An 11,679-nucleotide genomic window follows, 5' to 3' on the forward strand; every position below is an offset into this window, starting at 1 on the left:
CGTGGGCATCGTCGTCTCCTGCCCCCACCGGGGGATACGCTGAACGGATCAGTGGTCCACCTACCCGAACCACTGATCCGAATATATGGACCACTGATCCGGATAGTCAAGAGGGACCCATGCGCGCCGACGCCAGGAAGAACCGCGACCACCTGCTCGACGTCGCGGGCGCCGTCATCGCCGAGCAGGGTGTCGACGTCTCGCTGCGCGACATCGCCCGCAGGTCAGGCATGGGCCTGGCGACACTGCTCCGGCACTTCCCCACCCGGGAGGCCCTGCTCGAAGCCCTGCTCCACACGAGCTTCGGTGAACTGACGGCGCGGGCGGCCGACTTGGAGACACAGGGGTCACCCGAGGACGCCCTCGTCTCGTGGCTGCGCGACTGCGTCGCCTGGACGACCGAGTACCGGGGTGTGACCGTCCTGATGGCCGCCGCCATCGAGGACACCGAATCCGCGCTCCACGCCTCGTGCGTCACCCTGCGCGCGGCCGGAGCGCGGCTCCTCACCCGCGCCCAGGCCGCGGGCGTGGCACGCGACGACATCGACGGCGCCGACCTGTTCGCCCTCGTCGCCATGCTCGCCTGGCTCGGCGACCAGCCCTCCCTCGCCCCCCGCGCCGACCACCTCTTCGACGTGATCGCGAGCGCGATCCTCACGAGCGCGGACAGCGCCGACACCGGCCGGCAGCCGCGCCCCCCGGTCCTCGGCTGAGGCCGTCGCGCCGGGGTCCGCGACGGGCTGGTCCGCACGCGTCACCGTCCACGCGGGCTCGGCGATGCCGCCGCACAGGAGCGGGCCGTCAGCGGATCAGCGGCGTCGCCGCGATCGTCGGAGGCGGCCCGGCGCCGTACGGGTCACTTGGACTCCAGGTGTCCCAGGGGGTGGGCGGCGGCGAGGACGGAGCGGGCCGTCTCCCAGTCGGTGTGGTCGTCGCCGGTGATGTGGCGCAGGTAGGCGAGGGTGACCTGCTGGACGAGGGCGACGCGGCCGGGGTCCTCGTCGGTGGTCTCGGCCGACCGGTAGCCGGAGATGCCGCCGAGGAAGTGCTCGCCGCCGCGGACGGTGAGCAGGCTCTTGTCGCCTCGGCTGAGCGTGTAGGGGTCGGTGGTCCACGCCGGACCCCGGGTCGAGAGGGGGAGGTCGTCCTGGTCGCCCGCGACGACGAGTCCGGGGGCGGTGATGTGGGAGAAGTCCTGGTCACGGAGCCAGGGAAGGTGCTCGTGGGCGAAGGGGGTGAGTTCCGCGCCGCCCTTGCCCGCGGTGGCGAGCTGGACGCTGGCCATGACCCGCGGGTCGGACAGGTCTTCGGCGAGGCCGGTCCGCGGGTCCTTGACACGCAGCCCCACCAGGATGCCCGCGGTCTGACCGCCGAAGGAGTGTCCCGCCGCGACGACACGGCCGTGGTCGGTCCGGCCCGCCAGGCCCGGCACGGACGCCTCCAGCGTTCCGAGTTCGTCCAGGACGCGCTTCATGTCCTGGACGCGGTGGCGCCACAGGTCGGGCGTACGGGGGTCGTCCCCGGCGAGGCCGAAGCGCTTGGAGTCCAGATGGGTGGCCTGGACGGTCACGAAGCCGTGCGCGGCCCAGTGGTCGACCAGCGGCCCGTAGCCGTCCAGGTCGGACCCGAAGCCGTGCGCGAACAGCACGATCGGCAGGCGGGTGCCGGTGACCGGGGCGGAGATCCGTACCCGCAGGTCCGCGCCTCGGTGCGGGGCGGGCAGGACGAGCGGCTTGACCGAGACGGTCGGGGTGGGCGCGGGGCCGGTGAGGCCGGTCGCCGAATACGTGGTCATGCGTGTCTCTTTCGGAGGTGCGGGGGTGCGGGCGTGCGGAGGTGCGGGCGTGCGTGCGGAGGTGCGTGCGGGCGGGCGGGCGGTGGCTCGGGGAGCGGGGCTCTCCGGGAGGAAGCTCCGGGAGAAGGGCGCATTGGTTACGCTAAAACCTGACGTTGACGTCAAAGGCAAGTGGCTGTGACGCGGATCGCAGAGACGTGGAGTGGGACATGCGCATTGGGGAACTGGCTCGTCGCACGGGCGTCAGCACCAGGGCGCTGCGGTATTACGAGGAGCAGGATCTGCTGGTCTCCGAGCGCAGCGACAGCGGCCAGCGCCACTACGCGGAGGCCGCGGTCGACCGGATCAATCTGATCCGGGAGCTGTACGCGGCCGGTCTGTCCAGTAAGACCATCGCCGCGCTCACGCCCTGCGTCATCGACGGCCGGGCCACGCCCGAGCTTCTGGATCGCCTCACGGTCGAGCGTGATCAGATCGACCGGCACATCGCGGATCTGACACACACCCGCGACCGGCTCGACTCGGTCATCGCCGGCGCCTCCGTGAACCTGCGCACCGGCGCGTCCTGCCGACAGGACACGTCCGGCTAACGGTGTCGCGCCGGTCCCGCGGTGGCACTCTTCATCCCCCCATCGCCCGCCGACTGACAAGCGGCCTAGTGCGATCCCAGGGTGCGACGGGGGCACCCACGCGCCACGCGGACGACCGCGCAGAGTGCCCGCCCCGCCACCCAGGGTGCCGCCACGTTCGCGCAATGTCGCTGTCGTAATTCCCCTGCATGGTTGGTGCATGGTCCGGCGCGAAGATCGCCGGGACCCACTCTGACTAGGGGGATACGCAGTGACGTTCAGCCGCAGACAACTGCTCGGTACCGGAGGCAGCCTGGCCCTGACCGGTGCGCTGGCCGCCGCCTGCGGGTCGAACAGCGGCCGGGACGACGGGGGTGGCAAGGGCGGCAAGGTCACCTTGCAGCAGTGGTACCACCAGTACGGCGAGGCGGGTACGGAGCAGGCGGTGCGCCGGTACGCCGACGCGTACACCGCGGCGAACGTCAAGGTGCAGTGGCGGCCCGGCGACTACGACCAGCAGACCGCCGCGGCGCTGCTCACCTCGTCGGGACCGGACGTCTTCGAGGGCGGCCCGACGCTGGACCAGATCCAGGGCGGTCAAGTGGTCGATGTCACCGACCTGGTCGGCCCGGTGAAGGCCGACTTCAACCCGGCCGTGGTGACGACGTACGGGGACAGGATCTGGGGTGTCCCGCAGGTCATCGACATGCAGCTCCTGTACTACCGCAAGAGCCTGCTCACTGCCGCGAACATCGCGCCGCCGACCACGCTCGACGAACTGGTCGACGCGGCGGCGAAGTTGACCACCAAGAAGGTCAAGGGGCTGTTCCTGGGCAACGACGGCGGCGCCGGGGTGCTCGGCGGTACACCGCTCTACGCCGCCGGGCTCAGCCTGGTGACCCCGGAGGGCACCGTCGGCTTCGACGACCCGGCCGCCGCCCGCACCCTGGCCAAGTTCCACCGGCTCTACGCCGACAAGTCGCTGCTGTTGGGCGCGCCGACCGACTGGTCCGACCCCTCGGCGTTCATCCAGGGGCTCACCGCGCTCCAGTGGTCCGGACTCTGGGCGCTGCCCGCGGTCAAGAAGGCCCTGGGGGACGACTTCGGGGTGCTGCCGTTCCCGAAGGACGGCGCGGCGGGCAAGCCCACGGTGCCGGTCGGCGCGTACAGCTCGGCCGTCAACTCCCGCAGCAAGCACCAAGCCGAGGCCAAGGCGTACATCAAGTGGCTGTGGATCGACAGGACCGAGTACCAGGAGGACTTCGCGCTCTCCTACGGCTTCCACATCCCGGCCCGGATCTCGCTGGCGAAGAAGGCGGCCAAGCTGCGGGAGGGCGCGGCGGCCGACGCCGTCTCGTACGCCACCGACCACGGCTTCTCGCAGCCGCTGTTGTGGACACCGGCCAGCCAGACCGCGTACCAGGACGCGCTGAGCCGCATCATCAAGGACGGCGCGAACCCCGACACGGAGCTCAAGTCGGTGGTGCGCAAGACCAGTTCCGAATTGCAGCGGGTCCGGAAGAAGTCGTGAGACACCGCACTCTGTGGTTCTGGGTCTTCGTCGGACCATTCGCCGCCGGGCTCGCGCTGTTCACGTACGTGCCGCTGTTGTGGAGCGTCTATCTGAGCTTCTTCGACGCGCACAACACGGTGTCCCCGCACCGCTTCGTGGGCCTGGGCAACTACGCGGACGTCCTCGGCGACCAGGCGTTCACCGACAGCCTGCGCACCTTCGGGGTGTTCGCGCTGTTCATCGTGCCCGCCACCTACGCGCTCTCGCTCGCCCTGGCGCTGATGGTGAACCGGCTCCGGTACGCGCAGGCGTTCTTCCGTTCGGTGTTCTTCCTGCCGGCCGCCTGCTCCTATGTGGTGGCGGCGCTGATCTGGAAGCTGTCGATCTTCAACGGTGTGCGGTTCGGCCTGGCGAACACCGTCCTGGGCTGGTTCGGCGCCGACCAGACGGCGTGGCTGTCCACCACCCACCCGCCGTGGTACTGGCTGGTGATCGTGACCGTACGGCTGTGGTTGCAGGCCGGGTTCTACATGATCCTCTTCCTCGCCGGACTCCAGCGCATCCCGGCGCAGTTGTACGAGGCGGCGGCGGTGGACGGCGCGCGGCCCGGCTGGCAGGTCTTCCGCCACATCACGTTGCCCCAACTGCGGGCCACCTCGGTGGCGGTGGCGCTGCTGCTGGTCATCAACGCCTTCCAGGCGTTCGACGAGTTCTACAACCTGCTCAGCGACTCCCGCGGCTATCCGCCGTACGCCCGGCCGCCGTTGGTGTACCTGTACACCACCGCGCTCGGGCGGGGGCAGAACCTGGGCGTGGGCAGCGCGGGCGCCGTCGTCCTCGCGCTGATCATCGCGGTGGTCACCGTCGTCCAGGCCCGCTGGTTCGGGCTCGGCAGGAGGGAGGACTGACATGGAGCAGGCCCTGCTCAGATTCGGGCGGGCGGTGCGCCTGGTGCTGCTCGTGGTACTCGCGCTGCTGTTCCTGATCCCGTTCTACCTGCTGGTGCGCAACGGCCTGTCGGCCGAGCAGGACATCACCTCGCCGGACTGGACGTTCTTCCCCACCCACCTCCAGTGGTCCAACATCCGCGAGCTGTTCGACGACCCCGCGGTGCCGATGGCCCGGTCGCTGCTCAACTCGGCCATGATCGCGGTCACCACGACGGTGGGCACGGTGGTGCTGGCGTCGCTGGCGGGATACGGACTGGCCCGTATCCCGTACCGCTGGTCCAACCAGGTGTTCTACGCGATCCTCGGCACGCTGATGGTGCCCGCCGCGGTCACCTTCGTGCCGAGCTTCGTGCTGGTGTCCTCGCTCGGCTGGATCTCCACGCTGCGCGGCCTGATCATCCCGACGATCTTCTCGGCGTTCGCCTGCTTCATCTTCCGGCAGTACTTCCTGGGCTTTCCCAGTGAGTTGGAGGACGCGGCGAAGGTCGACGGACTCGGCTACTGGCGCACCTATTGGCGGATCGTGGTGCCCAACTCCCGGCCGGTCTTCGCGGCCGTGTCCACGATCGTCTTCATCGGCGCCTGGAACGCCTTCCTGTGGCCTCTGGTCATCGGCCAGGACACGTCGTCCTGGACGGTGCAGGTGGCGCTGTCCACCTTCACCACCGCCCAAGTGGTCAACATCCACGAGCTGTTCGTCGCGGCGGCGGTGTCGATCCTGCCCCTGCTGCTGGTCTTCCTGCTCCTCCAGCGGCACATCGTGGCGGGCATCGAACGCTCCGGCATCGACGACTGAGCCCCCGCCGGGAGTCGCGGCGGTACGCCCGCGACCCGGTCAGCGGACGTCGCGGACCGCGGCCAGGCCGCGGTCGTAGAGGTCGAGGATGTCGCCCTCGCCGTCACCCTCGATCCAGGTCGCGGTGGCGGCGTCGAAGCAGCCGAAGGCCGTGGCGAGGACGGCGCGGACCTGTACTCGGTCGGCGCCCGAGGCTGCCAGCCTGGCTTCGAGGAGCGGGAGCAGTTCCTCCTGGCAGCGCACGCGCTTTCCGAGGTAGGCGGCGCGCAGCGAGTCGGTGCGGTGGATCAGGCGGAAGCGCTCCAGGGCCTGTTCGGGACCGGTGTGGACGGAGAGCGCGGCCTTGAGGGCGGCGCGCAGGGTCTGCCAGGCGTCGGCGTCGGCGGGCTGCTCGCGGACGGTCTCCGTCAGCAGGGTGACGAACTGCTCCTGGCTGCCGCCGACGAGGTCTTCCTTGGTGCCGAAGTAGCGGAAGAGGGTGCGCTGCGAGACACCGGCCTCGCGGGCGATCTGCGCGATGGTCGTCTCGTCGTACCCCTGCCGTGTGAACAGCCGCAGGGCGGTGTCGAGGATCTCCCGGGCCGCGAGCTGCCGCGTCCGGTCCCACAGTGTGGGCGCGGCCGGCCCCTCGCCCGTTGTTCCCTGCGTCATGACATCACCTTAGCGCGGCCTGCCATCATGGCATTCACACAACATTTGGCAGTCACTGCCATACGGGCGTACGGTGACAATCAGTGGGGCCGTCCACGCGCCCCACGCGTCGACAAGGAGAGCGACCGTGGCAGCGAAGACAGCCCTCGTCACCGGCGGCACCAGCGGGATCGGCAAGGCCATCGCGGAACTGCTCCACGCGCGCGGCTACCGCGTCATGGTCACCGGCCTCGGCAGCGTCGACAGCTCCGGCCTGCCGCACGACGTGGTCGCCGTCAGGGCCGACGCCGGTTCGCTCACCGACATCGACCAGGCGGTGGAGCGGGCGCGCGGGCACCTGGGCTCCCTCGACCTGCTCCATCTCAACGCGGGCATCTCCCGGCCCGGACCGATCGAGTCCACCGACGAGGCCGCCTTCGACGCCCTGTTCGACATCAACGTCAAGGGGAACTTCTTCACCCTGCGAAAGGCGCTCCCGCTGCTGAACGAGGGCGCGTCCGTGGTGTTCACCATCGGCGCGGGCGAGGGGCTCGGCGCGGCCATGACCGCCGCCAAGGGAGCGCTGCTGCCTCTGATGCGCTCGCTCGCCATCGAACTGGCCCCGCGCCGTATCCGGGTCAACGCGGTGAGCCCCGGCCTGATCGACACTCCCGCGTACGGCAAGCTGGGCATCGGCCGGGAGACGGTCGCCGCGTGGGGCGAGGACGTTCCCCTCGGCCGCGTCGGCGCCCCCGCCGATGTCGCCGAGGCGGTCGCCTTCCTCGCCTCCGACGCCGCCGGTTACATCACGGGCGACAATCTGATCGTCTCCGGCGGCATGGGGATCCACGCCCGCTCCGCCTAGCGGACGGTCCGCCGCCGCGGGCCCATCGGTTTGCGACTGGTTCCGACCGCTTGCGATCAGTTTCTGACCTGGGATCGGGCTCCACCGGCGCGCGTCGACGGGGGCGCACTCGGGTTCGCCCTGATCCGCTCTTTCCTCTCCCCCGTGACGCTGGACATACTTGTCATATGTCGACACACCACGACGCGCATAGGGACCCGGTCGTCGGCGACCTCCCGCGCATTGTCACCCCGCACGGCGACCTCGACGCGGACACGCTGGGGCCGTTGCGGCAGGAGCTGACCGAGGCGGCCGAGGCCGGCCGGGTGCTGGTGCTCGACGCCAGCGGGATCACCTTCGCCGATTCCAGCTTCCTCAATCTGCTGCTGAGCATCCACCAGCACGGTGACCTGCGAGTCGCCGCCGTGCCGCCGCAGTTGGCGCGGCTGCTCCGTATCGTCGGCGTGGACCGCGTCCTCAAGGTGTACTCGACGGCGGAGGAGGCACTGCGGGCGACGGCGTGAGCCACCGGGTCCGGATCAGCGGGTGACGGTGAGTCCGGCGCACTCCCAGTGCAGCAGGCTGGTGCGCGCGTCGGGCGGGGTGTGCCCGTACGCGCCCGCGGACACGCTGATGTTCACCACCGGCCAGGCGCGCCAGGCGGGGCCGACGCCGTGGCCGTCGCGGAAGACGACCTCGTCGTCGATGGACCAGCAGACGTCGTCGGCGTCGAAGCGGACCCGGAGTGCGAAGGGGCGGCCGGGCGCGATCACGTCGGCCGCCTCGAACCCGCCGGGGCGTACGTGGTTGGACAGTTCGAGCAGCCGCGGGTTGGTGGGGTGGTACTCGAAGAGGTCGATCTCGCCGTGGCCCGGCTGGGGGCGGCCCGCGTCGCTGTCGCGGCCCCAGGTCCAGATCGCGGGCCAGGCGCCCTGCGGGGCGTGCACCACGCAGGTGGCGGTGAGTTCGTCGCCCGGCAGCAGCTCGAAGCCGCCGGGGGCGTACTCGGTCGACACCAGGTCGGTGTGCCAGACGCCGCCCGCCGCCCGCCGGGCGCGGAAGACACCCCCGGCGGTGGGGGCGTAGGCGGGGCCGATCTGGTCGAGTTTGTTGTCGCCGGGATTGCGGCCGCTCTCCGGGTAGGCGGAGGTGCGGCCCGCCGCCCAGGCCGTGCGGTCGGTGAAGGGCGCGTCGAAGACCACGCGCCGGGGGCGCCGGGGCGGCGGCGGACCGTGGGGCGGGGCCTGCGGCGGGTCATGAGGGGTCGGTTGCTGAGGGGGCGGCTGAGCCGCGTCCTGGCCGGTGGTCACGGTGCTCCTGGTGGCTCGGCGAGATCCGGCCGAGAGTTCAGGCGGGCAGCTCGCTCCGTACCCAGTGAAGATCACCGCGCGGCTCGCGAACAGGAGCGTGCGGAAGCGCGGGCGGCGCGTAACGCGTCAGCCCACGCCCCCTGACCGGGTCAGGCGCTCACGCTCCGAGGGCGACGCGCACCTTGATCCGCTTGCCCACCGGCTCGCGCCGGACGTCGAAGCCCTCGCAGACCGCGAGGATGATCTCCAGGCCGTGCTGGCCGATCCTGCCGGGCTCCGCCGCGCGCGCGAGCGGCATCGACGAGTCGGTGTCCCACACGGTGATCACCAGATCCGTGCCCTGGATCTCCAGGTTCAGCGCGCAGGGACCCGGCGCGAATTTGCACGCGTTGGTCACCAGCTCGCTCACCACGAGTTGCGCGTCGGCGACGACGACCGCGGGGATCGGCTGGGCGCGCCCGCCCGTCACACCGGCCAGGAAGTCGGCGGTGAAGGCGCGGGCCGCCGCGATCGATCCGGTCTCGCCGTCGTACGCGGCTCCCGCCCAGATGTCCTGCCCGGCCTGCTGATGCGGGCCGTTCACGGCCATCGCGCTGGAACGCATGTTCTTGCCCCTGTCCGGTTGTCCGGCACAACCGTCAGGGCTTCTGCCCCACCCCAGTCGCTTCACACCCATCTTTTTTTCGGCTTCTCCTTCCGGGCCGGACGCGGGCCTCGGACGGGCGGCGCGCTCGGGCTACGGGCGGGTGGTGAGCGGGCCGTGAACGGATGTCTCGCGGAGACGGCCGCCCGGCAGGACGGCCGTCTCCAGGCGGCCCGGTGGGCACGGCCGACGGCGTACGGGCGCGACGGCCCGGTCACAGCTCCAGGTCGTTCTCGATCCGCTTCAACTGGTGCCGGGCCATCGCCAGGTTGGCGCGCGACTTGTCCAGCGCCAGGTACAGGAAGAGGCCGTTCTTGCCCCGGCCCTTGAGCAGCCGGATCAGGTGGTACTGCGAGCCCAGGGTGATGAGGATGTCCTCGATCTCGTCCTTGAGGCCGAGCAGTTCCATGGTGCGCGCCTTGGCACGGACGACATCGGTGTTGCCGGCCGCCGCGACGTTGAGGTCGAGTTCCTTGCCCCCGCCGAGGGTGCCCAGCGCCATTCCGCTGGTGTAGTCGACGAGTGCGACGCCTATGACGCCGTCGATCGAGGTCATCGCGTCCTTGAGGGCGGTTTCGGTGTTGGCCATGATGGCTGGGCTTCCTTCCGGTCGGTTCATGTGCGGTGCTGACGTGGATGCGGTGGACGCGGTGGATACGGTCGATGCCGTTGCCGCGTCGGGGGCGGTGGGCGCGCGGTGGCGGGCGCCGCCGGTCCGGGTGGGTCGGGTGGTCATGGTGTGGGGGCGTCCTCCCGTGGCTCGGGGTCGCCGTCGACCAGGTGCGCGATGTGCGCGCCGGAGCGGCGGGCCTCCATGTGCAGCCGGCCCACGTTGACCTGCGGTCCGGCCAGGACGGTGAGCACGCAGGCGGTGCCCGCGGCGTAGATGGCGACGTATCCCTGCTCGCCGCGGACCAGCAGTTCCCGGAAGGGGCCGTGGGACGCGGTGTCGGTCAGCCGCAGGCCGACGCCCAGCGCCGCGGCGGTGAGGGCCGCCACTCCCTCGGCCTCCACGGTGTCCGCCTCCTGGGCGAGCACCATGCCGTCGACGCCCGCGGCGAGCGCGCCCGTCGCGTGCGGCAGCCGGGCCCGCAGCCGCCGCAGTTCCTCGCGTATCTCGGCCTCCTGCGCCATCAGATTCCTTCTCTCCTCTCTCCTTCCGACCTTCTTGTCGGCGCGTTGTCGCACGACGCGCCTCATATCTGTGCGGTCCCGGTCCTGCGGGCGGGAGTGCGCTTCACGGTCGTGCCTCCAAGGCGTCGAGGACCCTGCGGAGCGTGCCGACGTCGGGAGGTCCCGGCAGGTACCCGGCGCGGTCCGCGGTGGCCGGTGCGGATGCGGCTTCCTGTGCCCGTCCCGGTGGCCGCCCCTGCCCTGCTGGCGGTGCCGCGCGCCGCGGGGTCTCGCAGTGCCCGGCGGCGGCCAGCCGCCGTACGTCGACCAGCGCGTGGAAGGTGGGCCTGCCGAGCACGGTGGCGATGGCGGACGGGGTGCGTACCCCGTCCGCGAGGTCCAGCAGGGCCCGCTGCCGACGCGGTACGGGCGGCAGGCACGCGGCCCTGCGGCGGACGACGGGGGCGGTGTCGAGCTGCGGATACGGCCACAGGGCGTCGAGGAGTCCGCGGCGGCGGCGGGTCTCGCGCTCCACCTCGGCCACCCGCACCGGGCGCACGGGGCCGAACCAGTGGACGACACCGTGCCGGAAGCGCGTGGGGCCGCTGCCCGCGGCGAGGACGAAGAAGGCGGCGTCGTAGAGCGCGCCGAGGTGGCTGATCTCCAGTTCCGCGGCGGAGATCCTGCGGTGCTCCAGGAGGTGGCGGGCGGTCCGGCAGCGGGCTCCGGCGGCGTCCACCGCCTCCTGCCACACCTCGACGGGAAGTCGGCCGCCGGCGGTCAGCAGGACGTCGATGCCGGGGGTGGCCGGGCTCTCGGCGTGCACCACGACGCCGTCCGCGAGGTAGAGCGCCCCGCTGTCCCGGAGCAGCGCGCCGGTCGCGCCCTCCTCGGCCAGGCGCAGCAGCATCGGTGACAGCGGCCCGGTCATGCCAGCACCAGCCGTTCGGCGAGGTCGCGTACGCGCATCATGGCGAGGGCGAGGTTGGCGTGCTCGCGGTCGAGCCACAGGTGCAGGAACACCCCGCCGTCGAAGGGCGCTTCGACGAAGCGCAGCAGGTGGTAACCGGTGCGGGTGACGACGATGACGTCCTCGACCGGCAGTCCCTTGGCGGTGTCTGCGGGTCCTGAGGCAGCGGCGGGCGCGGCGGGTTCCGTGGTCCCGCCGCGCGGTGAGCCGAGGGGTTCCGCCGGTTCGAACGCCGAGTGCTCCACGGCCATGCGCGCGAATTCCGCGGTCTCGGCCGCCGCCGTCTCGGGGTCACCGCCCGGCGCGTCTCCGACCTGTCCGAGGGAGAGCCCGCTGATCCACTCCACGAGAGCGGCGCCCCGGGCTCCCGGCAGCGTCATGGCCTCGCGCAGGCACTCGTCTATCCCGGACACCCGACTCCCCTGCGTGAGGCCGCTGTTGGCCCGCCGACGGATCGGCAGTGACCGTCACGTTACGCACGGTGGCACTCGCGCGAAGGACTTCTGGCAATTTCCAGCGGTACATGACCGCACTGGGCATAAAATG

The 11,679-nt window shown here is 71.3% G+C and carries 15 protein-coding genes; 7 read left to right on the plus strand and 8 right to left on the minus strand.

Annotated features, from left to right (window positions below):
* Positions 1–119 precede the first annotated feature (119 nt).
* On the plus strand, positions 120–713 hold the full coding sequence (locus tag ACIOC1_RS14545; RefSeq protein WP_401854347.1) for a TetR/AcrR family transcriptional regulator: 594 nt from the start codon (positions 120–122) through the stop codon (positions 711–713).
* Positions 714–856: 143 nt separating this feature from the next.
* Here the strand turns inward: ACIOC1_RS14545 and ACIOC1_RS14550 are convergent, their stop codons facing one another.
* Positions 857–1,795, minus strand: coding sequence for an alpha/beta hydrolase family protein (locus ACIOC1_RS14550; protein WP_401854350.1), 939 nt, complete (start codon positions 1,793–1,795; stop codon positions 857–859).
* A gap of 209 nt (positions 1,796–2,004) precedes the next feature.
* On the opposite strand from ACIOC1_RS14550, the gene ACIOC1_RS14555 reads away from it, so the two are divergent.
* The 4 genes from ACIOC1_RS14555 (at position 2,005) to ACIOC1_RS14570 (ending at position 5,623) form a co-directional block, all read left to right on the plus strand.
* Positions 2,005–2,385, plus strand: coding sequence for a MerR family transcriptional regulator (locus tag ACIOC1_RS14555; RefSeq protein WP_355334854.1), 381 nt, complete (start codon positions 2,005–2,007; stop codon positions 2,383–2,385).
* A gap of 250 nt (positions 2,386–2,635) precedes the next feature.
* Positions 2,636–3,895 (plus strand): extracellular solute-binding protein, encoded by a 1,260-nt coding sequence (locus ACIOC1_RS14560; RefSeq protein WP_391162622.1) that lies wholly within the window; start codon positions 2,636–2,638, stop codon positions 3,893–3,895.
* Positions 3,892–4,785: a sugar ABC transporter permease gene (locus ACIOC1_RS14565; protein ID WP_355334860.1), complete on the plus strand. Its 894-nt coding sequence runs from the start codon at positions 3,892–3,894 to the stop codon at positions 4,783–4,785. The genes ACIOC1_RS14560 and ACIOC1_RS14565 overlap by 4 nt, the downstream gene beginning before the upstream one ends.
* A 1-nt stretch (position 4,786) precedes the next feature.
* A complete protein-coding gene (locus ACIOC1_RS14570; RefSeq protein WP_401854352.1) occupies positions 4,787–5,623 on the plus strand; it encodes a carbohydrate ABC transporter permease in 837 nt (278 codons plus the stop codon).
* A gap of 39 nt (positions 5,624–5,662) precedes the next feature.
* Here the strand turns inward: ACIOC1_RS14570 and ACIOC1_RS14575 are convergent, their stop codons facing one another.
* Complete coding sequence (locus ACIOC1_RS14575; RefSeq protein WP_401854355.1) at positions 5,663–6,274, minus strand: TetR/AcrR family transcriptional regulator; 612 nt, start codon at positions 6,272–6,274, stop codon at positions 5,663–5,665.
* Positions 6,275–6,401: 127 nt separating this feature from the next.
* Between ACIOC1_RS14575 and ACIOC1_RS14580 the strand changes: the two genes are divergently transcribed.
* Positions 6,402–7,118 (plus strand): SDR family NAD(P)-dependent oxidoreductase, encoded by a 717-nt coding sequence (locus ACIOC1_RS14580; RefSeq protein ID WP_401854358.1) that lies wholly within the window; start codon positions 6,402–6,404, stop codon positions 7,116–7,118.
* A 167-nt stretch (positions 7,119–7,285) separates the two neighbouring features.
* On the plus strand, positions 7,286–7,621 hold the full coding sequence (locus ACIOC1_RS14585) for an STAS domain-containing protein (protein ID WP_355334871.1): 336 nt from the start codon (positions 7,286–7,288) through the stop codon (positions 7,619–7,621).
* A 15-nt stretch (positions 7,622–7,636) separates the two neighbouring features.
* On the opposite strand, the gene ACIOC1_RS14590 is transcribed toward ACIOC1_RS14585, so the two are convergent.
* From ACIOC1_RS14590 to ACIOC1_RS14615, 6 genes are all read right to left on the minus strand, one after another.
* A complete protein-coding gene (locus ACIOC1_RS14590; protein ID WP_401307382.1) occupies positions 7,637–8,407 on the minus strand; it encodes a beta-glucanase in 771 nt (256 codons plus the stop codon).
* Positions 8,408–8,564: 157 nt separating this feature from the next.
* Positions 8,565–9,011: an ATP-binding protein gene (locus ACIOC1_RS14595; RefSeq protein WP_355334874.1), complete on the minus strand. Its 447-nt coding sequence runs from the start codon at positions 9,009–9,011 to the stop codon at positions 8,565–8,567.
* A gap of 253 nt (positions 9,012–9,264) precedes the next feature.
* Positions 9,265–9,639 carry a hypothetical protein gene (locus ACIOC1_RS14600; RefSeq protein WP_355334877.1) on the minus strand — a complete coding sequence of 125 codons (375 nt, stop codon included), beginning with the start codon at positions 9,637–9,639 and terminating at the stop codon, positions 9,265–9,267.
* A gap of 143 nt (positions 9,640–9,782) precedes the next feature.
* Positions 9,783–10,184 (minus strand): roadblock/LC7 domain-containing protein, encoded by a 402-nt coding sequence (locus tag ACIOC1_RS14605; protein WP_391047738.1) that lies wholly within the window; start codon positions 10,182–10,184, stop codon positions 9,783–9,785.
* A 103-nt stretch (positions 10,185–10,287) separates the two neighbouring features.
* Entirely contained in the window at positions 10,288–11,094 is an 807-nt protein-coding gene (locus ACIOC1_RS14610) for a transcriptional regulator (protein WP_401854363.1), read from the minus strand.
* Positions 11,091–11,513 (minus strand): hypothetical protein, encoded by a 423-nt coding sequence (locus ACIOC1_RS14615; protein WP_391048217.1) that lies wholly within the window; start codon positions 11,511–11,513, stop codon positions 11,091–11,093. The genes ACIOC1_RS14610 and ACIOC1_RS14615 overlap by 4 nt, the downstream gene beginning before the upstream one ends.
* Positions 11,514–11,679: the final 166 nt, after the last annotated feature.

It is taken from the genome of Streptomyces sp. NPDC088197 (genome assembly GCF_044741185.1).
Lineage (GTDB): Bacteria > Actinomycetota > Actinomycetes > Streptomycetales > Streptomycetaceae > Actinacidiphila.

Bases quoted from the DNA above. Each gene is read 5' to 3' on its own strand.
- ACIOC1_RS14595 (WP_355334874.1), bottom strand. From the start codon at position 9,011: ATGCGTTCCAGCGCGATGGCCGTGAACGGCCCGCATCAGCAGGCCGGG.
- ACIOC1_RS14605 (WP_391047738.1), bottom strand. From the start codon at position 10,184: ATGGCGCAGGAGGCCGAGATACGCGAGGAACTGCGGCGGCTGCGGGCC.
- ACIOC1_RS14610 (WP_401854363.1), bottom strand. From the start codon at position 11,094: ATGACCGGGCCGCTGTCACCGATGCTGCTGCGCCTGGCCGAGGAGGGC.
- ACIOC1_RS14550 (WP_401854350.1), bottom strand. From the start codon at position 1,795: ATGACCACGTATTCGGCGACCGGCCTCACCGGCCCCGCGCCCACCCCG.
- ACIOC1_RS14585 (WP_355334871.1), top strand. From the start codon at position 7,286: ATGTCGACACACCACGACGCGCATAGGGACCCGGTCGTCGGCGACCTC.
- ACIOC1_RS14600 (WP_355334877.1), bottom strand. From the start codon at position 9,639: ATGGCCAACACCGAAACCGCCCTCAAGGACGCGATGACCTCGATCGAC.
- ACIOC1_RS14570 (WP_401854352.1), top strand. From the start codon at position 4,787: ATGGAGCAGGCCCTGCTCAGATTCGGGCGGGCGGTGCGCCTGGTGCTG.
- ACIOC1_RS14575 (WP_401854355.1), bottom strand. From the start codon at position 6,274: ATGACGCAGGGAACAACGGGCGAGGGGCCGGCCGCGCCCACACTGTGG.
- ACIOC1_RS14555 (WP_355334854.1), top strand. From the start codon at position 2,005: ATGCGCATTGGGGAACTGGCTCGTCGCACGGGCGTCAGCACCAGGGCG.
- ACIOC1_RS14615 (WP_391048217.1), bottom strand. From the start codon at position 11,513: ATGACGCTGCCGGGAGCCCGGGGCGCCGCTCTCGTGGAGTGGATCAGC.
- ACIOC1_RS14545 (WP_401854347.1), top strand. From the start codon at position 120: ATGCGCGCCGACGCCAGGAAGAACCGCGACCACCTGCTCGACGTCGCG.